The sequence below is a fragment of the Micromonospora sp. MW-13 genome (assembly GCF_003434305.1).
Taxonomy (GTDB): domain Bacteria; phylum Actinomycetota; class Actinomycetes; order Mycobacteriales; family Micromonosporaceae; genus Micromonospora.
This window is the reverse complement of sequence record NZ_QKKX01000022.1, coordinates 25,154-51,272: the sequence shown is the minus strand read 5'-3', so window position 1 is coordinate 51,272 and position 26,119 is coordinate 25,154. Positions and strand designations below refer to the sequence as shown.

Sequence of the window (26,119 nt, the reverse complement as noted above, 5' to 3'; positions counted from 1 at the left end):
GTGAGCGTTATCGGGTGTCGTAGGCGAGGATCGGGGTGCCGTCGCCGCGCAGCAGCTCCAGTCGGACCAGTTCGCCGGCGGTGAAGTGGGTGGCACCGGTGAACCGCAGTTCGTCGCCGGGGGCGGCCAGCCAGGAACCGATCTGTTCCGTCGCGCCGTCCGGGCCGTGCGCCACCAGCCGGAAGGTGTACGCCTCGCGGTGGCCGTCCCGCCGGTCGTACCCGCAGCGCATGGTGACCTCGGTGCCCCACCGGGTGCCGGTCAGCCCGATCTCGGCGTGCACCGGCACCGCGCCGTCGACCGGCCGCATGGTGGCCATCGGCACCCGCGGGGCCGGCGCCGGGGCGACCTCGACAGCCGGCCGGAGGATGGCCACGCCGAGCCCGGCGAACAGCGCCAGCCCGGCGGCGGCCAGCGCGGTCACGCCGTACCGGCGGCGGGCGGCCCCGCGGGCGGCCCGGTGCTCGCGGCGGCGGCGGTCCCGCGCGGCGGCGAGCAGTTCGTCCACCCGGGAGGTCTCGGCCGCCGGCTCCAGGAACTGCTCCAGCCCCGCCGGGTCGAGCCGGCCGAGCAGCCCGGGCAGCACGGCGATCTCGGCCACCGCCTCCCGGCACGAGGCGCAGCCGGCCAGGTGCCGCTCGTACGCGGCCCGCTCGGCGGGGGCGAGCGCACCCAGCACGTACGCGCCGTCGTCGTGTGCGAACTCGCAGCGGGTCATCGGGTCACCCCCATCTCGACCAGGGCCAACCGTAGTGAGCGCAGCGCGTAGTGGGTGCGGGACTTGACCGTCCCGGGCGGCACGCCCAGCCGCGCCGCCGCCTCGGCCACCGAGCGCCCCTGGTAGAAGCACTCGATCAGCACCTCCCGGTGGGGCGGGCTGAGTCGGTTCAGCGCCTCGGCGACCGTCCACGCCTCCACCGCCCGCTCCGCCTCGTCGACCGCCTCCGGTGGCTCCGGCAGTTCGTCGGTGTAGACCTCGCCGACCCGGGTGGAGCGCCGCCGCCAGGCGTCGATGGCCAGGTTCCGGGCGGTGGTGAACAGCCAGGCCCGCACCGAGCCGCGCGTCGGGTCGAGCGACTCCGGGTGCCGCCAGGCCCGCAGCAGCGTCTCCTGCACCAGGTCCTCGGCCCGGGTCCGGTCGCCGTTGACCAGCCGCAGGGCGTGCGCGTGGAGCGCGTCGGCGTGCTCGTCGTGCAGGGCACGCAGCAGTTGGGCGTCGTGGTCGCTGATGGCGGCCTCCTCGGGCGTCGGGGAGTCCAGCGGGTCGCGCCGTCGGGTGGTCCGGCGGCGCCTTCGGCCAAAAGTACGTCCGGCGGCCCCGATCGGTTCATCCGCAGGTCGACGGGGCGTACCCGGCGCAGGTGTTCACGTCCGGTTCACGTTCGGGCCGACCCGCGCTCACCGCGTCCTCCTAGCGTCCGCCGGGTACGCACGTCGGACGGCTGATCCCGGCGTGCCCCGAAACTTCCCTCCAGGAGGCACCTCCCGATGAGCGACCGTCCCCGGCTGCTCCCTCTGCTGGGCGCCACCCGCCACGGCAGCCGTGACGCCATGACCTGTCTGTACCGGTGCGGCAACGCCTGTGACCACCCGGTGCCCAACTCCTCCGAAAACCCGTACTTCGGCGACATGGTCGACGCCGAGGTGTCCCGGCGCGGCGTGGTCCGGGCCGGCGCGGTGGGGGCGCTCGTCCTCGGCTTCGGCGGTGCCGCCGCCGGTGCGTTGGCCAACGCGGGCGCCGCGTCCGCCGCGCCGGCCACCCCGGTCGTGCCGGAGGCCGCCGGGTTCGGCCGCCCGCCGGGCGGCGTGGGCAGCGGTGCGCTGACCTTCAAGCCGATCCCGCCGAACAAGCTCGACACGCTGGTGGTCCCCAACGGGTACGACCACGCAGTGGTGATCCGCTGGGGCGACCCGGTGGTGCCGGGCGCGCCGGAGTTCGACCTGCACGGGCAGACCGCCGCGAAGCAGGCGAAGCAGTTCGGCTACAACAACGACTTCGTCGGCGTGCTGCCGCTGGACAAGCGGGGCCGGCGGGCGCTGCTCGTGGTCAACCACGAGTACACCAACGAGGACCTGATGTTCCCCGGCTTCACCGGCCTGGACGCGCTCACCGTCGAGCAGGTGAAGGTCGCCATGGCGGCGCACGGGATGAGCGTGGTCGAGCTGGAGCGGGTCGACGGCACCGGGCAGTGGCGGCCGGTCGAAGGCGGCCGGCGGGCGTACAACCGGCGGGTCACCGCGCTGGCCACCAAGTTCGAACTGACCGGCCCGGCCGCCGGCTCGGCGTGGCTGAGGACCGCCGCCGACCCGAAGGGCCGCACGGTCGTCGGCACGCTGAACAACTGCGCGGGCGGCGTGACCCCGTGGGGCACCGTGCTCTCCGGCGAGGAGAACTTCAACCAGTACCTCGTCGGCGGCGACGGCGCACCGGAGGAGCTGAAGCCGAAGCTGGCCCGGTACGGCATCAGCACCACCGACCGGTACCCGAGCGGGAACCGCAGGTGGGACCGCGCCGACGAGCGCTTCGACCTGGCGAAGCACCCCAACGAGGCGCACCGCTTCGGCTGGGTCGTCGAGATCGACCCGTTCGACCCGGAGAGCCGGCCGCGCAAGCACACCGCGCTGGGCCGGTTCAAGCACGAGGGCGCGAACGTCATCGTGGCGCGCAGCGGCCACGTGGTCGCGTACATGGGCGACGACGAGCGGTTCGACTACCTGTACAAGTTCGTCTCGGACAAGAAGTTCATGGCCGGCGACTCGTGGGTGGCCCGCAAGCACAACCTGACCCTGCTGGAGTCCGGCACCCTGTACGTGGCCCAGCTCGACGGCACCTCGGCCGCCGAGATCGACGGGTCGGGCGCGCTGCCCGCCGACGGGGCGTTCAACGGCCGGGGCCGCTGGATCAGGCTGGTCAGCGGCAACCGGTCGTACGTCGACGGGATGACCGCCGCGGACGTGCTCACCTTCACCCGGCTGGCCGGCGACAAGGTGGGGGCGACCAAGATGGACCGCCCGGAGGACGTCGAGCCGAGCCTGCTCACCGGCAAGGTGTACGTGGCGCTGACCAACAACACCGACCGGGGCAAGCCGGGCAAGGCGCCGGCCGACGAGGCCAACCCGCGCAACCTCAACAAGCACGGGCAGGTGCTGGAGCTGGTCGAGGACGGCAACAACAACGCGGCGGAGACGTTCGCCTGGTCGCTGCCGATCGTCTGCGGCGACCCGACCGACCCGTCCACCCACTTCGCCGGGTACGACAAGACGAAGGTCTCCCCGATCTCCTGCCCGGACAACGTCGCCTTCGACGCCACCGGCAACCTCTGGATCTCCACCGACGGCAACGCGCTGGGCAGCAACGACGGCCTCTTCGCCACCGCCGTCGAGGGTCCGGAGCGGGGGCACCTCAAGCAGTTCCTGACCGTGCCACTCGGCGCGGAGACCTGTGGGCCGTTCATCACCGGCGACAACCGGTCGGTGTTCGTGGCGGTGCAGCACCCGGGCGAGATCACCGGAGCCTCGGTGGAGAACCCGGCCTCCACCTGGCCGGACGGCGACTACGCCAAGCCCGGCGTGGTGGTCACCTGGCGCCTGGACGGCGGCCCGATCGGAAGCTGACCCGCGACGGCATGCCCGGCGGCCCCCTCCCGATCCGGGAGGGGGCCCTGTCGTCTCAGCCCTCGACGGCGGCGTCGGCGACGGCGCGGGCGACGGTGAGCAGCTTGGCCCGGACCACCCGGGCGGAGGTCATCATCTCGCTGGCCGGCAGCGCGCAGGCCAGCACCATCCGGCGCTCCAGGTCCTTGTCCGGGGTGACCAGCACCGCGGCGCACGCCACGCCCTGCCGGAACTGGCCCAGTTCGAGCTGCATCCCGCGCCGGTCGCCGGCCGCCAGGTCCGCCTCGAACGCCTCGGGGCTGGTCAGGGTGGCGTTGGTGAACGGGCGCATGCCGTACTCCCGCAGGTAGCGGAAGCGCTGCTCGGCGGTGAGGGTGGCCAGCAGGGCCTTGCCGAGCGCGGTGGCGTGCGCCCCCTCGTCGAAGCCCGGGACCATGTCCTCCAGGTACGGCGACCGGGGCCCCTCCGCGACGGCGGTGATCGCCACCTGGCCGCCGACGAACCGGCCCAGGTAGTGGCTGTACCCGGTGTCCAGGGCGGCCCGCCGCAGGCACTCGCCGACCGGCGCCGGCCCCCGGAACGCGGTGACCAGCTCGCGGTACCGGTCGGCGATCTCCAGCCCGACGATGTACGTGCCGTCCTCCCGGCGGATCACGTAGCCCTCGTACGCCAGGGTGCGGACCAGGTGGTAGGTGGTGGCCACGGTCAGCTCGCAGCGCCGCGCGATCTGCTTGACGGTCAGCCCCTTCGGGGCACGACCGACCGATTCGAGCACGCGTAGCGCGCGGGACACGCTCCGGATGAGATCCGAAGGTTCCGCCAAGGGGTCGCGCACAACCACCTCCGCCGCCGGGGACTTACACCATATGAAATCCAGGCGTTCGGCGAAATGCCTGTTCGGATCGACGACGCCAGATCATCCTAAACGGTCAGTGCGCCGAGCGACACGGTGAGTTGTCTGAGGTGGGCTCGCGTAGGTTTGCGGGACCATGACCCGTACCGCGCCGCACCCCGCGTCCCCGCCCGTCGCCCGCCACCCCCTCCGGGCCGGCGCGGGGGCCGTCGCCACCACCGTCGCCTGCGTCCTGCCCGTCTTCCTGGTCGGCGGCCTCGCCGTGCAGATGGGTGCCGACCTGGGCTTCTCCCCGGCCGGGCTGGGGCTCGTGGTGGCCGTGTACTTCGGCGTCAGCGCGGTCGCCTCGGTGCCCTCCGGCGTCCTCGTGGAACGGCTCGGCCCGGCCGTGGTGGCCCGCGCCGGCATCCTGCTCTCCGCCGGGTCGATGCTGGCCGTGGCGGCGCTGGCGCGGTCGTACCCGGTGCTGGTCGTGCTGCTGGCGCTCGGCGCCGCCGCAAACGCCCTGGGGCAGCTCGCCAGCAACGTGGCGCTGGTCCGGCACGTGCCGCCCCGCCGGCAGGGGCTGTCGTTCGGGGTGAAGCAGGCGGCGGTCCCGCTCTCCACCCTGCTGGCCGGCCTTGCCGTGCCGACCGTCGCGGTGACGGCCGGCTGGCGGTGGGCCTTCGTGGCGGGCGCGGTCGCCGCGCTGGCCGCGCTGGCGCTCGTACCGGCGCGGGAGGCCCACCCGGAACGGCCCGCCGGCACCCGGCGAGCCGGCGGGGCGAGCTGGGGCCTGGTGACGGTCGGCGTGGCCGCGACGCTGGCGGCTGCCGCCGCGAACGCGCTCGGCACCTTCCTGGTCGACTCGTCCGCCGGCCGGGGGCTGTCGCCGAGCTTGGCCGGGCTGACCCTCACCCTCGGCAGCGTGGTCTGCGTGGCCGCCCGGATCGGCTCCGGCTGGCTGGCCGACCGCCGCGACGGCGGCCATGTCGCGGTCATCGCCGGCATGCTCGTCGTCGGTGCCCTGGGGCTGGCCCTGCTCGCGCTGGCCGGGCCGGTGCCGCTGGTGGCCGGCGTGCTGCTCGGCTTCGGCCTGGGCTGGGCCTGGCCCGGGCTGATGACCTTCGCGGTGGCCCGGCTGCACCCGCAGGCCCCGGCCGCCGCCACCTCGATCACCCAGACCGGGGTGTACGCCGGCGGCTGCCTCGGCCCGCTGGCCCTCGGCGCGACCGCCACCGCCTTCGGCTACCCGGCGATGTGGCTCGCGGCGGCGGCGGCCATGATCCTGTCGGCCACCCTGATGCTCACGGCGGCCCGCCTGCTGCGCGCCCGCTGAGGCGGGGTCAGCTCGTGCGGTCGGCGATGTAGTCGCAGAGGGATTCCAGCGCCCGCCGGGACGGCCCGTCCGGCAGCGGGGCGAGCTGCGCCCGCGCGTCCTCGGCGTAGCTGCGGACCGTCTCCCGGGCCCGCTTCAGGGCCGGGGACTCGCGGAGCAGGCCGAGGGCCTCGGCGTGCAGGTCGTCGTCGACGAGCGGGCCGGTGGCCAGAATCTCCCGCAGCCGCACCGAGGCGGCGTCGGAGTCGTCCGTGGCGAGCGCGTAGAGCACCGGCAGCGTCGGCACCCCCTCGCGCAGGTCCGTGCCGGGGGTCTTGCCCGACTGCGTCGACTCGCTGGCGATGTCCAGCAGGTCGTCGGATAGCTGGAAGGCCACGCCGACGGTCTCGCCGTACCTGGTCAGCGCCTCGGTGTGCTCGACGGACGCCCCGCCGAACAGACCGCCGAACTGGGCCGAGGTGGCGATCAGCGAGCCGGTCTTCTCCGCGATCACGCCCAGGTAGTGGTCGACCGGGTCCTGCCCGTCCCGGGGACCCACCGTCTCGGCGATCTGCCCGTGCACCAGCCGGGCGAAGGTGCGCGCCTGGAGGCGCACCGCCTCGGTGCCCAGTTCGGCCGCGACGTCCGCGGCGCGGGCGAACAGGTAGTCGCCGACCAGGATTGCCACCGAGTTCGTCCAGCGCGAGTTGGCGCTCGGCGCGCCCCGGCGCACGGCGGCCTCGTCCATCACGTCGTCGTGGTAGAGCGTCGCCAGGTGGGTGAGTTCCATCACCACGGCGGCGGGGACGATCTGCGGGCGGGTCGGATCGCCGAACTGGGCGCCCAGCGCGACCAGCAGCGGGCGGAACCGCTTCCCGCCGGCGTCCACCAGGTGCCGGGCTGCCTCGGTCACCAGCGGGTCGGCGCTGGCCACCCCGGCCCGCAGTTCCGCCTCGACGGACTCCAGCAGGCCCAGCACGGACGCCTCGACGCGGGAATCGGCCAGATGCAGGCCGAGCGCGCCGAACTGACCAGTGCTCTCCCGACTCCGCCGAACGGAGCCGGTGGCACCTGAACGCTCGCCAGCCGGAATCACCACGCTATCCACCATGCCACACCCGTTCGACCTGCTCGGGACGGGGGATACGGCGACGGGGCCGGCACGCGCTCGCGTGCCGGCCCCGTCGCGGGGAAAGGTCGGTCATCGGACGAATTCGGCGGCACCGTTGGCGAGATCGAGCAGCGGGCCCGGGACGACGCCCAGCACCAGCGTGGCCAGCACGCCGATCGTGAGGGCCGCCGAGGTGAGCCCGCCCGGCACGGTGACCGTCGGGGTGGACTCGCCCGGCTCGGACAGCCACATCATCACCACGACCCGCAGGTACGGGAACGCCAGCACCATGCTGGTCAGCACGCCCGCCACCACCAGCCACGCCTGACCGGCGTCCAGCGCCGGGGCGAAGATGGCGAACTTGCTCATGAACCCGCTGGTGAGCGGGATGCCGGCGAAGGCGAGCAGGATGAAGGTGAAGATCGCCGCGAAGAACGGCGAGCGCCGGCCCAGCCCGGCCCAGCGGGACAGGTGGGTGGCCTCCCCGTCGGCGTCCCGGACCAGGGTCACCACCGCGAACGCGGCGAGCACCGAGAACCCGTACGCGACCAGGTAGAACATCGTGCCGGAAAGCCCGTCCTTGCTCGGCGCGAGCACCCCGACGAGCAGGTACCCGGCGTTCGCGATCGACGAGTACGCCAGCAGCCGCTTGATGTCGGTCTGGGTCACCGCCAGCACCGCGCCGACCAGCATGGTCAGCACCGCCACCGCGCCGAGGACGGGGGTGAAGTCCCACGCCGCCCCGGAGAACGCCACGTGGAACACCCGCAGCAGCGCGCCGAACGCGGCGACCTTGGTGCAGGCCGCCATGAAGCCGGTGACCGGCGTCGGGGCGCCCTGGTACACGTCCGGCGTCCAGACGTGGAACGGCGCGGCGGCGGCCTTGAACAGCAGGCCGATCGCCAGCAGCGCCACGCCGCCGAAGAGCAGCACCTCGCTGGCCGGGGACTCGGTCACCGCGGCGTGGATGGTGGCGAAGTCGACGCCCGCCGACCGGCCCGGGATGCCGGAGGTGAACCCGTACACCAGGGCCACGCCGAAGAGGAAGAACGCCGAGGCGTACGCGCCGAGCAGGAAGTACTTCATCGCCGCCTCCTGGCTCAGCAGCCGCCGGCGACGGGCCAGCGCGCAGAGCAGGTAGAGCGGCAGCGAGAAGACCTCCAAGGCGATGAACATGGTGAGCAGGTCGTTCGCCGCCACGAAGATCAGCATGCCGCCGATCGCGAAGCTGGTCAGCGGGTAGACCTCGGTCGCCCCGTTGCTGCCCTCGGCCTGCCGCCGGTCGTCGGCCGACTCGGCGGTGACGGCGGCCTGGGCGACGAACGCCCCGCCCCGCTCCACCGAGCGCTCACCGATCAGCAGCAGCGCCATCGCGGCGAGGACCAGGATCGCGCCCTGGAGGAACAGCGTCGGCCCGTCCACGGCGATCGCCCCGCCGGCGGTGATCAGCCGGTCGCCGGAGTTCACGATCACCATCACCAGGGCGGCGAGCACCGCCAGCAGCCCCAGCGACAGCTGCGCCAGGCGCCGCTGCTTCCGGGGCACGAATGCCTCGATCAGCACGCCCAGCAGGGCGGCCCCGAGCATGATCAAAATCGGAGCGAGCGCCGCGTAGTCGATCGACGGCAACTTCAGCTCGGTCATTTGGCGGCCTCCTGGATGCTGCCGACCTCGGGGGCGGGATCGGTCCTGCCGACGTCCTCCATGGTGGCCCGGACGGCGGGGTTGATGACATCGGTGACCGGCTTGGGGTAGAAGCCGAGCAGCACGATCAGCGCGATCAGCGGCGCGACCACGACCTTCTCGCGCAGGTTGAGATCGCGGCGCATCGGCTCGATCTCGGCCAGGGCCGGGTTGAGCGTGCCCTGGGTGGTGCGCTGCACCATCCACAGCACGTACGCGGCAGCCAGGATGATGCCGAGCGTCGCGATCACCGCGACCGGCTTGTTCACCGTGAAGGTGCCGATCAGCACCAGGAACTCGGAGACGAACGGCGCGGTGCCGGGCAGCGCCAGCGAGGCCAGACCGGCGAAGAAGAGCACCCCGGCCAGCAGCGGCACCAGCTTGCCCGCGCCGCCGAAGTCGCTGATCAGGGCCGAGCCGCGCCGGGCCACCAGCATCCCCACCACCAGGAAGAGCAGGCCGGTGGCGAGGCCGTGGTTGAGCATGTAGAGCACCGCGCCCGTGCCGGCCTGGGTGGTGAAGGCGAAGATGCCGACCCCGATGAACCCGAAGTGCGCGATCGAGGTGTACGACACCAGCCGCTTCAGGTCGTTCTGGCCGACCGCGAGCAGCGCCGCGTAGATGATGCCGATCACCCCGAGCGCCAGCGCCCAGGGGGCGAACCACTTCGACGCCTCCGGGAACAGCGGCAGGCAGTACCGCAGGATGCCGAAGGTGCCGACCTTGTCCAGCACGCCGACCAGCAACGCGGCGGCCCCGGCCGGGGCCGCGCCACCGGCGTCCGGCAGCCAGGTGTGGAACGGGAAGAACGGCGCCTTGATCGCGAAGGCGAGGAAGAAGCCGAGGAACAGCCAGCGCTCCGTGCCGGTGGAGATGTCCACCTGGGTCAGCGCCTGCCAGTCGAAGGTCTTCCCGCCGACGACCCAGAGGCCGATCACCGCGGCGAGCATGAACAGGCCGCCGACCAGCGAGTAGAGGAAGAACTTCACGGCCGCGTACTGCCGCTGGTGACCGCCGTAGCTGCCGATGAGGAAGTACATCGGCACCAGCATGACCTCGAAGAACACGTAGAACAGGAACACGTCGGCGGCGGCGAAGACGCCGATCATCGTGCTTTCGAGGATGAGCAGCAGGGCGAAGTAGACCGGCACCGAACGCTTCGACGACTCGGCGTCGTGCCACGACGCCAGGATGACGAGCGGCACCAGCACCGCGATCAGCATCAGCATCACCAGCGCGATGCCGTCGGCGGCGAAGGTGAACCGGGCGTCCCACTGCGGGATCCAGGTGTACGACTCGCGGAACTGGAGCCGGTCACCGTCGGTCTTGAAGGCGACCCACATGACCACCGACAGCACCAGCACCAGCAGCGACCACCCGAGGGCCACCTGCTTGGCCAGGTCCGGCCGGCGACGCGGCAGGAGGGCCACCACCAGCGCGCCGACCAGCGGCGCCACGGTCAGCACCGAGAGGAACGGGAAGTTGGACATTATGCGGCCTTACCTCCGTCGTCACTGCGTGGTCCGCCGGCGGGGGCGGCCGTAGAGAGGTCGATCACGCCAGCCACCCCGCCTGCACGGCCAGGAACGCCGCCACCACCAGCAACGCGCCGGCCAGGATGGACGTCGCGTACGACCGGACGAAGCCGGTCTGCAGCCGCCGGAGTCGGCCCGAGCCCCCGCCCACTGCGGCGGCCAGGCCGTTGACCAGCCCGTCGACGCCCCGGTTGTCGAGGAAGACCAGCGCCCGGGTGAGGAAGATCCCCGGCTTCTCGAAGACCGCCTCGTTGACGGCGTCCGTGTAGAGGTTGCGCCGGGCGGCGGTGACCAGCACACCCGCCGGCTGCGGCTCGGTGGCCGTGCCGGTGCGGAACAGGAACCAGGCCAGCCCGGCCCCGCCCACGGTGACCAGCAGCGAGAGGATCGTGATCACCGTGTGCGACAGCACCGGATGGTGCGCCTCGCCGGCCTCGCTGCCGAGCACCGGCGTCAGCCAGGAGGCCAGGCCGTCGTTCCACGCCATCAGGCCACCGGCGAGCACCGAGCCGACCGCGAGCAGGACCAGCGGGATCGTCATGAGCTTCGGCGACTCGTGCGGGTGCTCGATGTCCTCGGTCCACCGCTTCGGGCCGTGGAAGGTGAGCACGAACAGCCGGGTCATGTAGAACGCGGTGAGCCCGGCGCCGAGCAGCGCCGCCCCGCCGAAGAGCCAGGCCGTCCAGTCGTCCCGCGTGAAGGCGGCGACGATGATCGGCTCCTTGGAGAAGTAGCCGGACAGCGGGGGGATGCCGATGATGGCCAGCCAGCCCATCATGAACGTGATCCAGGTGATCCTCATGTGCTTCGCGAGCCCGCCGAAGCGGCGGATGTCCACCTGGTCGTGCATGCCGTGCATGACCGAGCCGGCGCCGAGGAACATGTTGGCCTTGAAGAAGCCGTGCGCCAGCAGGTGCACGATGGCCAGCGCGTACGCGCCGCCGCCGAGGCCGACGCCGACGAACATGTAGCCGATCTGGCTCACCGTCGACCAGGCCAGCACCCGCTTGATGTCGTCCTTGGCCGCGCCGATGATGCAGCCGATCAGCAGGGTCAGCGCGCCGACGCTGACCACCACGAGCTGGAGCGTCGAGTTGGCCGAGAAGATCGGGTTGGACCGGGCGATCAGGTAGACGCCCGCGGTGACCATGGTGGCGGCGTGGATGAGCGCCGACACCGGGGTCGGGCCCTCCATCGCGTCCGGCAGCCACGCCTGGAGCGGGAACTGGCCGGACTTGCCGGTCGCCCCGAGCAGCAGCAGCAGGCCGAGCACCAGCACCGTGGTCGCGGTCAGCGAGCCGACCCCGTTGAACACCTCGTCGTACTGGGTGGTGCCGAGGGTGGCGAACATGATGAAGATGCCGATCGCCAGGCCGGCGTCGCCGACCCGGTTCATCAGGAACGCCTTCTTGCCGGCGGTGGCCGCGCTCGGCCGGCCGTACCAGAAGGAGATCAGCAGGTACGACGCCAGGCCGACGCCCTCCCAGCCGAAGTACAGCATCACGTAGTTGTTGCCGAGCACCAGCAGGAGCATCGCGGCGACGAACAGGTTGAAGTAGGCGAAGAACCGCCGCCGGCCCTCGTCGTGCGCCATGTACTCGACCGCGTACAGGTGGATCAGGAAGCCCACCCCGGTGATCAGCAGGACGAAGACCGCAGCCAGCGGGTCGAACAGCAGGCCGAAGTCCACCTTGAAGTCACCGACGGCGATGAAGTCCCACAGGCTCAGCTCGACCGACTTGTTCTCCAGGCCGCGCAGCTGGAAGAAGTAGGTCAGACCGAGCACGAAGGAGGCGCCGATCGAGGCCACCCCGAGCCAGTGCCCCCAGCGGTCGGACCGCCGACCCAGCAGCAGCAGGATCGCCGCGCTGGCCAGCGGGATCGCCACCAGCAGCCAGACGCTGCCGAGCAGCCCGCTCGCCGAGGCGTAGGTGACGGCACCTGCCGGCTCGGCCGGGGCGTTCATCAGAATCTCTCCCACTGCTGGCCCCTCTAGTACTTGAGCAGGTTGGCGTCGTCGACGCTCGCGGAGCGCCGGGTCCGGAAGATGGACATGATGATCGCGAGGCCGACCACGACCTCGGCCGCGGCCACCACCATGACGAAGAACGACATGATCTGGCCGTTCAGGTCACCGTTGATCCGACTGAAGGTGACGAGGGTCAGGTTGGCCGCGTTCAACATCAGCTCGACGCACATGAACAGCACGATCGCGTTGCGCCGGATGAGCACCCCCGCCGCACCGATGGTGAACAGCACCGCGGCGAGCACCAGGTAGTAGTCCGGGGTCATGCCCGATCCTGCCTTTCGTTCACGACTGCGGGGCTCCGCTTCGCTGCACTCCTCGCGCTCACCGAAGCCTGCCTTTCGTTCGCGACTGCGGGGCTCCGCTTCGCTGCACTCCTCGCGCTCACCGAAGCCTGCCTTTCGTTCGCGACTGCGGGGCTCCGCTTCGCTGCACTCCTCGCGCTCACCGGTCTGTCCCCTTCAATGAGGTGTCCTCGGCGGTCAGCTCCCGCACCGGCAGGATCGTCGAGATGCCACGCTCGGTCAGCCGGCCGTCGGGCAGGCGGGCCGGGGTGGCCACCGAGGAGGAGGTGGCGAAGACGCCCGGGCCGGGCTTCGGGCCGGGGTAGTTGCCCGGGGCGAAGCGGGCCTTCATCGTGGCGACCTGGTCCATCTTGTCTTCCTTGCGCCGCTCGACGTGCGCCAGCACCATCGCGCCGACCGCGGCGGTGATCAGCAGCGCCGAGGTCAGCTCGAAGGCGAAGACGTACTTCGTGAACAGCAGCCGGGCGATGCCCTGGACGTTCCCCTCGGCGTTGGCCTGCTCCAGGCCCACCGCCTGGACGCCGTCCAGCGCCCGGTAGAGGCCGCCGCCGACCAGGCCGGCGAAGCCGAGCCCGAGCAGCACCGCGGCGACCCGCTGGCCGCGCAGCGTCTCGATCAGCGAGTCCGAGGCGTCCCGGCCGACCAGCATCAGCACGAACAGGAAGAGCATCATGATCGCGCCGGTGTAGACGATGATCTGCACCATGCCGATGAACGGCCCGGCCTGCAGGACGTAGAACACGCCGAGGCAGAGCATGGTCAGCACCAGCCAGAGCGCCGAGTGCACGGCGTTGCGCGCGGCGACCATGCCGATCGCGCCGAGCAGCGCCAGCGGGGCGAGGATCCAGAAGGTGACCTCCTCGCCGCCGGACACCCCGCCCGCCGCGGCGAGCACCGTCTGCGTGGTCATGCCCCGTCCCCCTTGCCCGCCGCCGCCCGCTGGGCGTGCTGCTCGGCGCCGGGGAAGGTCACCCCGGGGTGCTCCTGGACCTGGTACCGGCCCGGGCTGTTGGTCGCGTGCTCGGCCCCGGCCGACGTGCCCGGGTTGGTCAGCGCGCCGACGTAGTAGTCCTTCTCGCTGTCCCCGAGCCGCATCGGGTGCGGCGGCTGCTCCATGCCGGGCAGCAGCGGCGCGAGCAACTGCTCCTTCGTGAAGATCAGATCCTGCCGGTTGTCCCGGGCCAGCTCGTACTCGTTGCTCATGGTCAGCGACCGGGTCGGGCAGGCCTCGATGCACAGCCCGCAGAAGATGCAGCGGGCGTAGTTGATCTGGTAGACCGACGCGTGCCGCTCACCCGGCGAGAGGCGGTTCTCCTCGGTGTTGTCCCCGCCCTCGACGTAGATCGCGTCGGCCGGGCAGGCCCAGGCGCACAGCTCGCAGCCGATGCACTTCTCCAGGCCGTCCGGGTGCCGGTTGAGGATGTGCCGCCCGTGGTAGCGCGGCGCCGAGACCGGCGGCTTGAACGGGTAGTCGGTCGTGACGACCTTCTTGAACATGTGCGAGAAGGTGACCCCGAAGCCCTTGAACGTTCCGGTGATCGCGCCCACGTCACACCTCCCTGGAGTCCGAGCCGGCGGCGACGTTGGCCGGCTCCCGCTCGGCGACCACACGCTTGGTGCGCGGGCTCGGTGGCACTTGCAGGTCCATCGGTGGCAGCGGGAAGCTGCCGTGCGGGCGGCTGTTGGCCTGCTCCTGGAGCGACGGCTTCGGCTTCGGCTTGCGGCTCGGCCAGAGCAGCGTGGCCAGCAGCAGCACGCCCGCGCCGACCGCGGTGGCGAGCAGCCGGTCCCTGGTCTGCCAGCCCTCGATCGACCGCAGGCCGGCCAGGACCAGGATCCAGACCAGGTTGATCGGCAGCAGCACCTTCCAGCCGAAGCGCATGAACTGGTCGTACCGGAGCCGGGGCAGGGTGCCGCGGAGCCAGACGAACACGAAGACCAGAGCGATCACCTTGCCGAAGAACCACAGCATCGGCCACCAACCGGAGTTGGCGCCCTCCCACAGGGTGATCGGCCACGGGGCCCGCCAGCCGCCGAGGAACAACGTCGTGGTGACCGCGGACATGGTCACCATCGCGACGTACTCGCTGAGCATGAAGAGCGCGAACTTCAGCGAGCTGTACTCGGTCATGTAGCCGGCGACCAGCTCCGACTCGGCCTCGGGGAGGTCGAACGGCGCCCGGTTGGTCTCACCGACGGTCGAGATGAAGAAGATGATGAAGCTCGGCAGCAGCAGGATCGCGTACCAGCCGGGGGCCGGGACCTCGGTGCCGAGGATGGTCAGCCGGGTGGCGTCCCCCTGGGCGGCGACGATCCCGCTGGTGGACATCGTGCCGGCGGTCATGAACACCGCCACGATGCTCAGCCCCATCGCGACCTCGTAGGAGATCATCTGGGCGCTGGAGCGCAGGCCGCCGAGCAGCGGGTACGTCGAGCCGGAGGCCCACCCGCCGAGCACGATGCCGTAGATGCCCATCGACGAGCAGGCCAGCAGCACCAGCACCGCCACCGGCACGTCGGTGACCTGGAGCGGCGTGTGGTGGCCGAAGATGCTCACCATCGGACCGAACGGCACCACCGACAGGGCGGTGACCGCGCAGATCACCGAGATGGTCGGCGCGAAGAAGAAGACGACCTTGTCCGCCGCCTTCGGGAGGATGTCCTCCTTGAAGGCCATCTTCAGGCCGTCGGCCAGGGTCTGGAGCAGGCCGAACGGGCCGGCCTGGTTGGGGCCGGGCCGCACCGCCATGCGGCCGACGACCCGCCGTTCGAACCAGACGCCGAGCAGCGTGGCCAGCACGGCGACGACGAAGGCGAAGACGACCTTGATCAGGACCAGCCACCACGGGTCCTTGCCGAAGTCGGCCAGCGTCGGGTCCTGGGCCAGGTAGACCGCGTTCACTGGGAAACACCCCCGGTGTTGAGGAGCGGACCCGGTCGGCCGGCCTCGTCTGCGGCGACCGCCGCAGTGGCCTGCTCCGTCGCGGCGACCGCCGCTGCGGAGATCCGTACCACCGCGCCGGACGTCGCGCCGAGGCCGCGCCGCACGGTGGAGCCGGGTGAGTTGGTCGGCAGCCAGACGACGCCGTCCGGCATCTCGGTGATCGCGGCCGGCAGGGTGATCGCCCCGCGGTCGGTGCCCACCGTCACCGGGTCACCGTCGGCGACGCCGAGCGACTCGGCGGTGCCCTTGCCCACCCGCACCACCGGCGGGCGGGCGGTGCCGCCCAGGTGCTCGTCACCGTCGGTGAGGCTGCCCAGGTCGATGAGCTGGTGCCAGGTGGCCAGGACGGCCTCGCCGGCACCGGGCTGCGGCACCGTGGCCGGCTCCACCGATGGCGCGGACGGCCGGTCGGCCCGGGTCGGCGGCAGGCTGCCCAGCTCGCGGCGGACGCTGAGCACGTCGCCCGTGCCGAGCTGCACGTCGAGCAGCGCGGCGAGCGCGTCCAGCACCCGGCCGTCGGTCATCGCGGCCGTGTGCAGCACCGCCTCGAAGGGGCGCAGCCGGCCCTCCCAGTCCAGGAAGCTGCCGGCCTTCTCGACCACCGGGGCCACCGGGAGGACCACGTCGGCCCGGCGGGCCACCGCGCTGTTGCGCAGCTCCAGGCTGACCAGGAACGGCACCGCGTCGAGGGCCTGCTCGGCCAGCCGCGGGTCGGCCAGGTCGGCCGGGTCGACCCCGGCCACCACCAGCGCGCCGAGCTGGCCGTTCGCGGCGGCGGTGAGGATGCCGTCGGTGTCCCGCCCGGCCTGGCTCGGGATCACCCCGGCCGCGATGTCCCACGCCTCGCCCAGCTCGGCCCGGGCCGCCGGCTCGGTGACCGGCCGGCCGCCGGGAAGCAGGTTGGGCAGGCAACCGGCGTCGACGGCCCCGCGGTCGCCCGCGCGCCGCGGCACCCAGGCCAACTTCGCGCCGGTACGCCGGGCGACGTCCGCCGCCGCCGACAGGCCGCCGGGCACCTCGCCCAGCCGCTCGCCGACGACCAGGATCGCGCCCGGGGTGCTCAGCGCCTCGGCCACCGTCGCGTGCTCGGCGAGCACGCTCGCCTCCTCGCCCGGCACCACCCGGGCCAGCTTGGCCCCGAGCTTCTCCAGGCCGCGGGTGGCGAACGGCGCGATCGCGTACACCGTCAGCTTCTTCTTCAGGTACGCCTTGCGCAGCCGCAGGAAGAGGATCGGGCACTCCTCCTCCGGCTCCAGCCCGACCAGCACCACCGCCGGAGCGTTCTCCACGTCGGCGTAGGTCACGTCGGTGCGCCCGGCGACCGTGCTGGCCAGGAAGTCGGACTCCTCGCGGGAGACCGGCCGGGCCCGGAAGTCGATGTCGTTGGTGTTGAGCGCGACCCGGGCGAACTTCGCGTACGCGTACGCGTCCTCGACGGTCAGCCGGCCGCCGGTCAGCACCGCCGTGCCCCGCCCGCCGTCCCGGGCTGCCCGCAGCCCCTCGGCGGCGACGGTCAGCGCCTCGCTCCACGACGCCTCGCGCAGCTCACCGGTCTCGGAGTCGCGGACCAGCGGATTGGTGAGCCGGTCGAAGGCGCGGGCGTACTGGAAGCCCCAACGCCCCTTGTCGCAGTTCCACTCCTCGTTGACCTGCGGGTCGTCGCCGGCCAACCGGCGGGTCACCTTGCCGCGCCGCCAGTCGGTGCGCTGGGCGCAGCCGGCCGAGCAGTGCTCGCACACGCTCGGGCTGGAGACCAGGTCGAACGGGCGGGCCCGGAACCGGTACTGCGCGCCGGTCAGCGCGCCCACCGGGCAGATCTGCACGGTGTTGCCGGAGAAGTACGAGTTGAACGGGACGTCCCCCGCATCGCCCTCCTCGCCGTACGCCTCGTCCCGGTAGATGTTGATCTCCTCGGCGGACGACCGGCCCATCAGGTCGATGAACTTGTCACCGGCGATCTCCTCGGAGAACCGGGTGCACCGCTGGCAGAGCACGCAACGCTCGCGGTCGAGCAGCACCTGGGTGCTGATCGGCATCGGCTTCTCGTACTCCCGCTTGTGCTCGTGGAACCGGGAGTCCGACCGGCCGGTGGACATCGCCTGGTTCTGCAGCGGGCACTCGCCGCCCTTGTCGCACATCGGGCAGTCGAGCGGGTGGTTGAGCAGCAGCAGCTCCATGACCCCCTCCTGCGCCTTCTTGGCGACGCCGGAGGTGAGCTGGGTGCGGACCACCATGCCGTCGGCGACGGTCTGGGTGCAGGAGGCCACCGGCTTGCGCTGGCCCTCCACCTCGACCAGGCACTGCCGGCACGCGCCGGCCGGGGCCAGCAGCGGGTGGTCGCAGAAGCGCGGGATCTCGGTGCCCAACTGCTCGGCGACCCGGATCAGCAGCGCGCCCTTGGGCGCGGTGACCTCGACCCCGTCGATGGTGAGCGTGACGGTCTCGGTCTGCTTGGCTACGTCGGTCACAGTGCTTGCCTTTCGCTCGCGACTGCGGGGCTCGCTCCGCTCACTCCTCGCGCTCGCATCAGTGCGCTCCCACCAGCTGCTTGTCCGACAGCTTCGGCGCGGTACGTCCCTCGATGTAGTCGAGGTAGTCCTGCTTGAAGTACTTCAGCGACGAGGTCACCGAGCTGGTCGCACCGTCACCCAGACCGCAGAACGAGCGGCCGAGGATGTTGTCGCAGGTGTCGAGCAGGGTGTCCAGGTCCTCGTGGGTGCCCTGGCCGGCGAGGATCCGCCGGTAGACCCGGACCATCCAGTAGTTGCCCTCGCGGCACGGGGTGCACTTGCCGCACGACTCGTGGTGGTAGAACTCCAGCCACCGGTACGTCGCGTACACCGGGCAGTCCTGGTCGGAGAAGATCTGGGTGGCCGTGGTGCCCAGGATCGAGCCGGCCGCCGCCACCCCCTCGAAGTCCAGCGGCACGTCCAGGTGCTCGGCGGCGAGCAGCGGGGTGGACGAGCCACCCGGGGTCCAGAACCGCAGGTTGTGCCCCGGCTGCATGCCGCCGGCCAGCTCCAGCAGCTCGCGCAGCGTGACGCCCATCGTGCACTCGTACTGGCCCGGGTTGGCGATCCGGCCGGAGAGCGAGTAGATCATCGGCCCGGAGGACTTCTCCGTGCCCATGGTCTTCCACCAGTCGGCCCCGCCGAGCACGATGTACGGCACGCTGGCGATGGTGCCGACGTTGTTGACCACCGTGGGGCTGGCGTACAGGCCGTGGGTCGCCGGGAACGGCGGGCGCAGCCGGGGCTGACCCCGGAAGCCCTCCAGCGAGTCCAGCAGCGCCGTCTCCTCGCCGCAGATGTACGCCCCGGCGCCCGAGTGCACCACCAGATCCAGGTCGAACCCGGAGCCGAGGATGTTCTTCCCGAGGTAGCCCTTGGCGTACGCCTCCTGCACGGCGTTGCGCAGCCGGCGGGCGGCGTGCACCGCCTCGCCGCGGATGTAGATGTACGCCCGGCTGGCCCGGATCGCGTACGACCCGATGATCACGCCCTCGACCAGCGAGTGCGGGTCGTGGGTCATCAGCGGCAGGTCCTTGCAGGTGCCCGGCTCACCCTCGTCGGCGTTCACCACCAGGTAGTGCGGCTTGCCGTCGCCCTGCGGGATGAACCCCCACTTCAGGCCGGTCGGGAAGCCCGCGCCGCCGCGACCGCGCAGCCCGGAGTCCTTGACGAGCTGGATCAGGTCGTCCGGGTGTGCCTTGAGCGCCTTGCGCAGGGCGGCGTAGCCGTCCAGCTTCTCGTACGTGCCGATCCGCCAGGCGTCCGGCGACAGCCAGCGCTTGGTCAGCACGGGGGTGAGCTTGGCCAGGGTCTCCGGCCGAGGAGTGGTCACTTCTGGGTTCCCCCTTCGCTCGCGACTGCGCGGTTCTCAGCCCGCGACTGCGGGGCTCGCTCCGCTCGCTCCTCGCGGGGGCGACTGGGGCCCGCAAGCGCACTCCTCGCTCCCGCGGATGCCTCCGCTTCCTTGAGCGAGCGCTCCTGCGCACCGGCCTCGTCGCCGGCGGGCTTGCGGTCACCGGCCGGCGCGTTCGCGGCGACGCCGGCGGCCTCGGCCTCCTGCGCGTCGCGCGGCGCCGGGGGCGTCGGGTCGGCCGGGATCCTGGTGCCGGGGGCCTCGGCGCCCGCGGCCGGCTCCGGCTTCACGGCTGGCTCCGGCTTCACGGCTGGGGCCGGCTTCGCCTGTTCCGCGGCCTTCGCCCTCGCGGCGGCAGCGTCCGCCTCGGCCTTGCTGCGGATCGGCGTGTTCGGGTCGTAGCCCGGCACCGAGATGCCGTGCTGCTCGGCCAGCCGCAGGCCGCGCAGGCTCGGCTCGCCCGGGCCACCGTCGGCCACCGCGCCCTCGCGCTCGTCGGCGAAGCCGGCGAGTTGCACCGCCATCTCCTTCAGCGTGCAGAGCCGCGCGCCCCGGGTCGGCATCGGCCGGCCGCCGGAGCGCAGCTCCTCGACCACCCCGAGGGCGGTCTGCGGGTCGACGCCGTCGAAGAAGTCGTAGTTGACGGTCATCACCGGGCCGTAGTCGCAGGCCGCCAGGCACTCGGCGTGTTCCAGGGTGACCTTGCCGTCGGCGGTGGTCTCGTCGTGGCCGACGCCAAGGTGCTCGGCCAGGGTGTCGTAGACCTCCTGCCCGCCGAGCACGTTGCACATGGTGTTCGTGCAGACGCTCACCAGGTAGTCGCCGGTCGGCCTGCGCTTGTACATCGTGTAGAAGGTGGCCACCGCGCCGACCTGGGCCTTGTTCAGGCCGAGCACCTCGGCGCAGAACTCGACGCCGGCCGGGGAGACGTACCCCTCCTCCGACTGCACCAGGTGCAGCAGCGGCAGCAGCGCCGAGCGGGACCGGTCGGCCGGGTACCGGGCGACGATCTCCCGCGCCCGCTCCCGCGTCTGTTCAGTGAAAGTCGTCATCGGTCACATCCACCCATCACGGGGTCCAGCGAGGCGCCGCCGGCGATCACGTCGGCGATCAGGCCGCCCTCGGCCATCGCCGGGAGAGCCTGGAGGTTGACGAAGCTCGGCTCCCGGTAGTGCACCCGGTACGGGCGGGTGCCGCCGTCGGAGACGGCGTGCACGCCCAGCTCGCCGCGGGGCGACTCGATGCCGACGTACACCTGGCCCGGCGGGACCCGGAAGCCCTCGGTGACGAGCTTGAAGTGGTGGATCAGCGACTCCATCGACTGGCCCATGATCTTCGCCACGTGCTCCAGCGAGTTGCCCATGCCGTCGACGCCGATGGCGAGCTGCGCCGGCCAGGCGATCTTCTTGTCGGCCACCATCACCGGGCCTGGCTTCAACCGGTCCAGCGCCTGCTCGACGAGCTTGAGCGACTCCCGGATCTCGGCGAGCCGGACCAGGTAGCGGCCCCAGACGTCGCCGTCCGGGTGGGTCGGCACGTCGAACTCGTACGTCTCGTAGCCGCAGTACGGCATGGTCTTGCGCAGGTCCCAGGCGAGACCGGCGGAGCGCAGTACCGGGCCGGTGACGCCCAGCGCGAGGCAGCCGGTCGCGTCGAGCACCGCGACGTTCTTGGTGCGCTCGGTCCAGATCGGCTGGCCGGAGAGGAGGTCCTCGTACTCCTTGAGCCTCTTCGGCAGCATCTTGAGGAACTTGTGGATCTTGACGATCGCCTCGTCCGGCACGTCCTGCGCCACGCCGCCCGGCCGGACGTACGCGTGGTTCATCCGCAGGCCGGTGATGCTCTCGAAGATGTCGAGGATGTACTCCCGCTCGCGGAAGCCGTACAGCATCATGTTGATCGCGCCCAGCTCCATGGCCGTGGTGGCCACCCAGACCAGGTGCGAGGAGATCCGGTTCAGCTCCATCATCAGGACCCGGATCGTGGTGGCCCGCTCGGTGATGTCGTCGGTGATGCCGAGCAGCTTCTCCACCGCGAGGCTGTACGCCGTCTCGTTGAACAGCGGAGCGAGGTAGTCCATCCGGGTCACGAAGGTCGAGCCCTGGACCCAGTTGCGGTATTCCAGGTTCTTCTCGATGCCGGTGTGCAGGTACCCGATGACCGACCGCGCCTCCCGGACGGTCTCGCCCTCCAGCTCCAGGACCAGCCGGAGCACGCCGTGGGTGGACGGGTGCTGCGGACCCATGTTCACGACGATCCGCTCGTCGTTGATCGGGTCCGTGCCGGAGACGATCTGGTCCCAGTCCCCACCGGTGACGGTGAAGACCCTGCCCTCGGTGGTCTCGCGCTCGGTGGCGTAGTTGGACGTGGTCATTTCAGCCCTCCGATCGGGACTACGCAGACCTCGGCCCGCGACTGCGGGGCTCGCTGCGCTCGCTCCTCGCGCGAGCGACTGGGGCTCGCAGGCTCACTCCTCGCACCGATCACTGGTACGACCTCCTGCGGTCCGGCGGCGGAATCTCGGCGCCCTTGTACTCGACCGGCACGCCACCCAGCGGGTAGTCCTTGCGCTGGGGGTGCCCCTCCCAGTCGTCCGGCATGAGGATCCGGGTCAGGTTGGGGTGCCCGTCGAAGACGACCCCGAACATGTCGTACGCCTCCCGCTCCTGCCAGTCGGCGGTCGGGTAGACGCCGGTGACGCTCGGCAGGTGCGGGGCCTCGGCGGACACCGCGGCCTCCAGCCGCACCCGGCGGCGGTACGTCATCGAGGTGAGCTGGTAGACCACGTGCAGCCGGCGCTCGTCCGCACCGAGGTAGTCCACCCCGGAGACCGAGGAGCACAGCTCGAAGCGCAGGGCCAGGTCGTCCCGCAGCACCTGGCAGACCTCGGCGATCCGCTCCGGGCGGACGTGCAGGGTCAGTTCGCCCCGGTCGACCACGACCTTCTCGATCGCGTCGCCGAACGCCGGGTACGCCTCCTCCAGCGCGTCGCGGACCTCGTCGAAGTAGCCCCCGTACGGCCGGGGGGTCTCCTCGACCGGCTGGCGCTGGCGGACCAGTCCCCCGAAGCCGGAGACGTCGCCCGTGCCGTGGATGCCGAACATGCCGCGCCCGGCCGGGCTGGCCGGCGGGTGCTCGGCCGGCGCGCCGCTGCTGGCCCCGGCCGGCGTCACCGGCACCGGCAGGCCACCGGTGTTCGGCTTGTCGGAAGGTGCGCCCATCGCGCTCACTTGATGCCCCCGTGCGGGTGGAGGTGGTTCTGGGCCTTCATCCAGTTCTCGATCCGCAGCTGCTCCTCGCGCCCCTCGCGGACCGCCTTGGTCCACTCGGCGCGGCGGGCCTTGTCACTGCGGTACGACGACGGCATCGAGCCGTACGGGACGACCGGCAGGTCGCCGCGCTCCCGGCGGGCCTCCAGCATCTTGCGGCCGTTCGGGCCCAGCGGCTCGTGCATGACCTTCTCGCGGAGCTTGAGGATCGCGTCGATGAGCATCTCCGGCCGGGGCGGGCAGCCCGGGAGGTACATGTCGACGGGCACGATGTGGTCGACGCCCTGCACGATGGCGTAGTTGTTGAACATGCCGCCGCTGCTGGCGCAGACGCCCATCGAGAGCACCCAGCGAGGCTCGGCCATCTGGTCGTAGATCTGGCGCAGGACCGGGGCCATCTTCTGGCTCACCCGGCCGGCCACGATCATCAGGTCGGCCTGCCGGGGCGAGGCGCGGAACACCTCCATGCCCCAGCGGCCCAGGTCGTAGTGCGGGCCACCGGCGGCCATCATCTCGATGGCGCAGCAGGCCAGGCCGAAGGTGGCGCCCCAGAAGGACGTCTTCCGCGACCAGTTGACCAGCTTCTCCACGGAGGTGAGCAGGACGCCGGCGGGAAGCTTCTCCTCGATACCCATCTGCGTGCCTCTCTCAGTCCCAGTCCAGGCCGCCGCGCCGCCACACGTAGGCGTACGCGACGAAGACCGCGACGATGAACAGGACCATCTCCACGAAGCCGAAGATCGGCAGGGCGTCGAACGAGACCGCCCAGGGGTAGAGGAAGATGATCTCGATGTCGAAGACGATGAAGAGCATCGCCGTCAGGTAGAACTTGATCGGGAACCGGCCGCCCCCGACGGGCTGCGGGCTGGGTTCGATGCCGCACTCGTACGCCTCGAGCTTGGCCTTGTTGTACCGGAGCGGGCCGGCGAAGCGGGCGGCGGCCACGGAGAACAGCGCGAACGCCGCGGCGAGGGCGAACAGCCCGATGATGGGTGCGTAAGGCGAGAGCGTCATTGTGGTCTCCTGCTCGTCCTTCCCTGCCCTCGGCGGTGGTTGGCCAAAATCACACTATTCACGTCCCTCACGACAGCTGTCGGCGGGGTCGATCCCGGTCCGGCCTGCGGTCCTCGTCGACCGTCCCGGCCGCAGTCCCGCACTCGTCGGCGGCCTGCGGGCTCACGCGAACTCCTCGCGCTACACGGCTGGCGCCGCCTTCGTCATCGCGTTGATGACCCGGTCCATCGCGTCCCCGCCGCGCGGGTCGGTCAGGTTGGCCAGCAGCTTGAGCACGAAGCGCATCAGGGCGGGGTGCGGCATGCCGTGCTTGGTGGCCACCCGCATGATCTCCGGACGGCCGATCAGCTTCACGAAGATCCCGCCGAGCCGGTAGTAGCCGCCGAACCGGGCCTTCAGCTCCTGCGGGTACGCCATCAGCGCCCGCTCCCGCTCGGCGCCGGCCGGCCGGGCGAGGGCCTGCACCGCGATCTCCGCGGCCAGCTCGCCGGACTCCATCGCGTACGCGATGCCCTCGCCGTTGAACGGGTTGACCATGCCGCCGGAGTCGCCGACCAGCATGACGCCGCGGGTGTAGTGCGGCACCCGGTTGAAGCCCATCGGCAGCGCCGCGCCGAGGATCGGCCCCTCGGCGTTCGCCTCGTCGGTCATCCCCCAGTCCTCGGGGGTGTTGGCCAGCCAGTCGGTGAGCAGCCGCCGGTAGTTGGTCTTGCCGAAGGCGGTGGAGGAGTTGAGCACGCCGAGGCCGACGTTGACCCGCCCGTCACCGAGGCCGAAGATCCAGCCGTACCCGGGGAGCAGGTTGTCGCCGCTGTCCTTGCTGCGCAGCTCCAGCCACGACTCCAGGTAGTTGTCGTCGTGTTTGGCGGGTGAGCGGTAGTACCGCCGGACGGCCACCCCGATCGGCCGGTCCTCCCGCTTGGCCAGCCCGAGGGCGAGCGGGAACCGGCCGGAGACGCCGTCCGCGGCGACCACCAGCGGGGCGCGGTAGGTGGCCGGCTCCTTGTCCGGGCCGACCTCGGCCTCCACCCCGACCACCCGGTCGTCGGCGTCGAGCACCGGGCCGATCACGTTGACGCTGGTGCGCAGCTTCGCCCCGGCCGAGACGGCGCGTTGGGCGAGCAGGTCGTCGAAGTCGAGCCGGGTGCGGACCAGGCCGTAGTTGGGGAAGCTGGCCAGGTCCGGCCAGTCCAGTTCCAGGCGGACGCCGCCGCCGATCACCCGCAGGCCCCGGTTGTGCAGCCAGCCCGCCTCGGTCGAGGTGTCCACGCCCATCCGGATGAGCTGCCGGACCGCGCGCGGGGTCAGCCCGTCGCCGCAGACCTTCTCCCGGGGGAACTCGGTCTTCTCCAGCAGCAGCACCCGCACGCCGTGCCGCGCCAGGTGGTAGGCCGTCGCCGAGCCACCGGGACCGGCGCCCACGACGATCACGTCGGCGTCGTTCTCCACCGCGGTCATCTGCGCCTCCTCCCGCGCGCTCGTGAAATCCTTCACAAGCCAGTCGGGTGGAGTCTAGGACCGGCGTTACGTCCCCGCCGGGTTAGGTGGCCCTAACTTGCCGAGGTGGGAGCCGCCGGGCTCCACAAAGGGGTCAATGCGGCGCGGAGGTGGGCTCGTCCAGACCCGCGTCGACCCGGATGGCCTCCGGCAGGTGGTCCCGCAGGGCGCCGCCGGCCGCACGGTCCAGGGCCGCCAGCACCTCCGCCACCACTTGACGGACGTCGGCCGGGTCGACCCCCGCCAACTCCCTGAGCTGAGCGACGAGTTCCACGGCATCGTCACTCGGCGTCGCGCGCGCCGGCTCTGCTCCCGTCATGGAGCGAGCTTACGGGGCAAAGTGGACTAATTCGGCATATCCACGAAACGCGCCACAGTCGGACCGGGTCAGTCGCGAACCGCCCGGTGCAGGGCGACCACGCCGCCGGTGAGGTTGCGCCAGGCCACCCGGCCCCAGCCGGCCGCGCCGATCCGCGCCGCCAGGGCCGGCTGGTCGGGCCAGGCCCGGATCGACTCGGCGAGGTAGACGTAGGCGTCCGGGTTACTGGACACGGTGCGGGCCACCGCCGGCAGGGAACCCATCAGGTACGACAGGTAGACCGTGCGGAACGCCGGGTTCACCGGGGTGCTGAACTCGCAGACCACCAGCCGGCCACCGGGCCGGGTGACCCGGGCCAGCTCACGCAGGGCGGCGTCGGTGTCCGACACGTTGCGCAGCGCGAAGGAGATGGTCACCGCGTCGAAGCTCGCGTCGGCGAAGGGCAGCCGCAGCGCGTCCCCGGCCAGCAGCGGCACCGAGGGGCGGGACCGCTTGCCCGCGTGCAGCATGCCGAGGGAGAGGTCCGCGCCGATCGCGTACGCGCCGGACTGGGCCAGTTCCTCGGTCGAGACGCCGGTGCCCGCGCCGACGTCCAGCACCCGGTCGCCGGGGCCGAGCCCGAGCGCGGCCCGGGTGGCCCGCCGCCAGAACCGGTCCTGCCCGAAGGAGAGGACGGTGTTGGTCAGGTCGTAACGGGCCGCCACGCCGTCGAACATCGCGGCGACCTCGTGCGGCTGCTTGTCCAGGTTGGCGCGCTGGCCCTGCGGGGTACGGCTCACCCCTCCAC

At 71.8% G+C, this 26,119-nt stretch carries 23 protein-coding genes; 2 read left to right on the top strand and 21 right to left on the bottom strand.

The genetic code is table 11. The annotated features are described in order from the left end of the window. Positions 1-7: 7 nt before the first annotated feature. Together C5N14_RS13515 and C5N14_RS13510 are read right to left on the bottom strand one after the other, a co-directional pair. Positions 8-718, bottom strand: a complete 711-nt coding sequence (locus C5N14_RS13515) for an anti-sigma factor (protein WP_117668440.1) — start codon at positions 716-718, stop codon at positions 8-10. Next, positions 715-1,209 (bottom strand): sigma-70 family RNA polymerase sigma factor, encoded by a 495-nt coding sequence (locus tag C5N14_RS13510; protein WP_243639564.1) that lies wholly within the window; start codon positions 1,207-1,209, stop codon positions 715-717. Before C5N14_RS13510 ends, C5N14_RS13515 begins: the two co-directional genes overlap by 4 nt. Before the next feature lie 279 nt (positions 1,210-1,488). On the opposite strand from C5N14_RS13510, the gene C5N14_RS13505 reads away from it, so the two are divergent. After that, entirely contained in the window at positions 1,489-3,615 is a 2,127-nt protein-coding gene (locus C5N14_RS13505) for a PhoX family phosphatase (RefSeq protein ID WP_117668438.1), read from the top strand. Positions 3,616-3,670: 55 nt separating this feature from the next. Here the strand turns inward: C5N14_RS13505 and C5N14_RS13500 are convergent, their stop codons facing one another. Next, the gene (locus tag C5N14_RS13500; RefSeq protein ID WP_117668437.1) at positions 3,671-4,450 is read right to left on the bottom strand and encodes an IclR family transcriptional regulator; all 780 of its coding nucleotides are present in this window, start codon (positions 4,448-4,450) and stop codon (positions 3,671-3,673) included. Positions 4,451-4,604: 154 nt separating this feature from the next. Here C5N14_RS13500 and C5N14_RS13495 point away from each other — a divergent pair, with 154 nt between their 5' ends. Continuing rightward, the gene (locus C5N14_RS13495; RefSeq protein ID WP_117668436.1) at positions 4,605-5,786 is read left to right on the top strand and encodes an MFS transporter; all 1,182 of its coding nucleotides are present in this window, start codon (positions 4,605-4,607) and stop codon (positions 5,784-5,786) included. 7 nt (positions 5,787-5,793) lie between these two features. Here C5N14_RS13495 and C5N14_RS13490 read toward each other — a convergent pair whose 3' ends face one another. The 18 genes from C5N14_RS13490 to C5N14_RS13405 form a co-directional block, all read right to left on the bottom strand. Beyond that, positions 5,794-6,876 (bottom strand): polyprenyl synthetase family protein, encoded by a 1,083-nt coding sequence (locus C5N14_RS13490; RefSeq protein ID WP_117668435.1) that lies wholly within the window; start codon positions 6,874-6,876, stop codon positions 5,794-5,796. Positions 6,877-6,966: 90 nt separating this feature from the next. Further along, the gene (gene nuoN / locus C5N14_RS13485; protein WP_117668434.1) at positions 6,967-8,520 is read right to left on the bottom strand and encodes an NADH-quinone oxidoreductase subunit NuoN; all 1,554 of its coding nucleotides are present in this window, start codon (positions 8,518-8,520) and stop codon (positions 6,967-6,969) included. After that, positions 8,517-10,049: an NADH-quinone oxidoreductase subunit M gene (locus C5N14_RS13480; RefSeq protein WP_117668433.1), complete on the bottom strand. Its 1,533-nt coding sequence runs from the start codon at positions 10,047-10,049 to the stop codon at positions 8,517-8,519. Before C5N14_RS13480 ends, nuoN begins: the two co-directional genes overlap by 4 nt. A gap of 64 nt (positions 10,050-10,113) precedes the next feature. Further along, positions 10,114-12,060 carry an NADH-quinone oxidoreductase subunit L gene (gene nuoL / locus C5N14_RS13475; protein WP_117668462.1) on the bottom strand — a complete coding sequence of 649 codons (1,947 nt, stop codon included), beginning with the start codon at positions 12,058-12,060 and terminating at the stop codon, positions 10,114-10,116. Between the two features lie 26 nt (positions 12,061-12,086). Beyond that, positions 12,087-12,386 carry an NADH-quinone oxidoreductase subunit NuoK gene (nuoK, locus tag C5N14_RS13470; protein ID WP_117668432.1) on the bottom strand — a complete coding sequence of 100 codons (300 nt, stop codon included), beginning with the start codon at positions 12,384-12,386 and terminating at the stop codon, positions 12,087-12,089. A 178-nt stretch (positions 12,387-12,564) separates the two neighbouring features. Then, positions 12,565-13,335, bottom strand: a complete 771-nt coding sequence (locus C5N14_RS13465) for an NADH-quinone oxidoreductase subunit J (protein WP_117668431.1) — start codon at positions 13,333-13,335, stop codon at positions 12,565-12,567. Continuing rightward, positions 13,332-13,973 carry an NADH-quinone oxidoreductase subunit NuoI gene (gene nuoI / locus C5N14_RS13460; RefSeq protein ID WP_117668430.1) on the bottom strand — a complete coding sequence of 214 codons (642 nt, stop codon included), beginning with the start codon at positions 13,971-13,973 and terminating at the stop codon, positions 13,332-13,334. Before nuoI ends, C5N14_RS13465 begins: the two co-directional genes overlap by 4 nt. A 1-nt stretch (position 13,974) precedes the next feature. Beyond that, positions 13,975-15,327: an NADH-quinone oxidoreductase subunit NuoH gene (gene nuoH / locus C5N14_RS13455; protein ID WP_117668429.1), complete on the bottom strand. Its 1,353-nt coding sequence runs from the start codon at positions 15,325-15,327 to the stop codon at positions 13,975-13,977. Beyond that, complete coding sequence (locus C5N14_RS13450) at positions 15,324-17,837, bottom strand: NADH-quinone oxidoreductase subunit G (protein ID WP_117668428.1); 2,514 nt, start codon at positions 17,835-17,837, stop codon at positions 15,324-15,326. Before C5N14_RS13450 ends, nuoH begins: the two co-directional genes overlap by 4 nt. Positions 17,838-17,895: 58 nt before the next feature. Beyond that, positions 17,896-19,212, bottom strand: coding sequence for an NADH-quinone oxidoreductase subunit NuoF (gene nuoF / locus C5N14_RS13445; protein ID WP_117668427.1), 1,317 nt, complete (start codon positions 19,210-19,212; stop codon positions 17,896-17,898). Next, positions 19,209-20,285 carry an NADH-quinone oxidoreductase subunit NuoE gene (gene nuoE / locus C5N14_RS13440; protein WP_243639555.1) on the bottom strand — a complete coding sequence of 359 codons (1,077 nt, stop codon included), beginning with the start codon at positions 20,283-20,285 and terminating at the stop codon, positions 19,209-19,211. Before nuoE ends, nuoF begins: the two co-directional genes overlap by 4 nt. Further along, on the bottom strand, positions 20,282-21,607 hold the full coding sequence (locus tag C5N14_RS13435) for an NADH-quinone oxidoreductase subunit D (protein ID WP_117668426.1): 1,326 nt from the start codon (positions 21,605-21,607) through the stop codon (positions 20,282-20,284). The genes nuoE and C5N14_RS13435 overlap by 4 nt, the downstream gene beginning before the upstream one ends. A 109-nt stretch (positions 21,608-21,716) precedes the next feature. Further along, on the bottom strand, positions 21,717-22,454 hold the full coding sequence (locus C5N14_RS13430; RefSeq protein ID WP_117668425.1) for an NADH-quinone oxidoreductase subunit C: 738 nt from the start codon (positions 22,452-22,454) through the stop codon (positions 21,717-21,719). Between the two features lie 5 nt (positions 22,455-22,459). After that, positions 22,460-23,137, bottom strand: coding sequence for an NADH-quinone oxidoreductase subunit B family protein (locus tag C5N14_RS13425; protein ID WP_117668424.1), 678 nt, complete (start codon positions 23,135-23,137; stop codon positions 22,460-22,462). Positions 23,138-23,150: 13 nt separating this feature from the next. Beyond that, a complete protein-coding gene (locus C5N14_RS13420; protein WP_117668423.1) occupies positions 23,151-23,516 on the bottom strand; it encodes an NADH-quinone oxidoreductase subunit A in 366 nt (121 codons plus the stop codon). A 180-nt stretch (positions 23,517-23,696) separates the two neighbouring features. Continuing rightward, positions 23,697-24,974: a geranylgeranyl reductase family protein gene (locus C5N14_RS13415; RefSeq protein WP_117668422.1), complete on the bottom strand. Its 1,278-nt coding sequence runs from the start codon at positions 24,972-24,974 to the stop codon at positions 23,697-23,699. A 133-nt stretch (positions 24,975-25,107) separates the two neighbouring features. After that, entirely contained in the window at positions 25,108-25,332 is a 225-nt protein-coding gene (locus C5N14_RS13410) for a hypothetical protein (protein ID WP_117668421.1), read from the bottom strand. 68 nt (positions 25,333-25,400) lie between these two features. Next, entirely contained in the window at positions 25,401-26,111 is a 711-nt protein-coding gene (locus C5N14_RS13405; protein ID WP_117668420.1) for a demethylmenaquinone methyltransferase, read from the bottom strand. Positions 26,112-26,119: the final 8 nt, after the last annotated feature.

What these genes read in the sequence shown, in the direction of transcription:
- C5N14_RS13465 (WP_117668431.1), bottom strand. Translation starts at nt 13,335, where the DNA reads ATGACCACGCAGACGGTGCTCGCCGCGGCGGGCGGGGTGTCCGGCGGC.
- C5N14_RS13410 (WP_117668421.1), bottom strand. Translation starts at nt 25,332, where the DNA reads ATGACGGGAGCAGAGCCGGCGCGCGCGACGCCGAGTGACGATGCCGTG.
- nuoL (WP_117668462.1), bottom strand. Translation starts at nt 12,060, where the DNA reads ATGAACGCCCCGGCCGAGCCGGCAGGTGCCGTCACCTACGCCTCGGCG.
- C5N14_RS13515 (WP_117668440.1), bottom strand. Translation starts at nt 718, where the DNA reads ATGACCCGCTGCGAGTTCGCACACGACGACGGCGCGTACGTGCTGGGT.
- nuoN (WP_117668434.1), bottom strand. Translation starts at nt 8,520, where the DNA reads ATGACCGAGCTGAAGTTGCCGTCGATCGACTACGCGGCGCTCGCTCCG.
- C5N14_RS13430 (WP_117668425.1), bottom strand. Translation starts at nt 22,454, where the DNA reads ATGGGCGCACCTTCCGACAAGCCGAACACCGGTGGCCTGCCGGTGCCG.
- C5N14_RS13480 (WP_117668433.1), bottom strand. Translation starts at nt 10,049, where the DNA reads ATGTCCAACTTCCCGTTCCTCTCGGTGCTGACCGTGGCGCCGCTGGTC.
- C5N14_RS13435 (WP_117668426.1), bottom strand. Translation starts at nt 21,607, where the DNA reads ATGACCACGTCCAACTACGCCACCGAGCGCGAGACCACCGAGGGCAGG.
- nuoE (WP_243639555.1), bottom strand. Translation starts at nt 20,285, where the DNA reads ATGACGACTTTCACTGAACAGACGCGGGAGCGGGCGCGGGAGATCGTC.
- nuoK (WP_117668432.1), bottom strand. Translation starts at nt 12,386, where the DNA reads ATGACCCCGGACTACTACCTGGTGCTCGCCGCGGTGCTGTTCACCATC.
- C5N14_RS13420 (WP_117668423.1), bottom strand. Translation starts at nt 23,516, where the DNA reads ATGACGCTCTCGCCTTACGCACCCATCATCGGGCTGTTCGCCCTCGCC.
- C5N14_RS13495 (WP_117668436.1), top strand. Translation starts at nt 4,605, where the DNA reads ATGACCCGTACCGCGCCGCACCCCGCGTCCCCGCCCGTCGCCCGCCAC.
- C5N14_RS13490 (WP_117668435.1), bottom strand. Translation starts at nt 6,876, where the DNA reads ATGGTGGATAGCGTGGTGATTCCGGCTGGCGAGCGTTCAGGTGCCACC.
- C5N14_RS13505 (WP_117668438.1), top strand. Translation starts at nt 1,489, where the DNA reads ATGAGCGACCGTCCCCGGCTGCTCCCTCTGCTGGGCGCCACCCGCCAC.
- C5N14_RS13425 (WP_117668424.1), bottom strand. Translation starts at nt 23,137, where the DNA reads ATGGGTATCGAGGAGAAGCTTCCCGCCGGCGTCCTGCTCACCTCCGTG.
- C5N14_RS13415 (WP_117668422.1), bottom strand. Translation starts at nt 24,974, where the DNA reads ATGACCGCGGTGGAGAACGACGCCGACGTGATCGTCGTGGGCGCCGGT.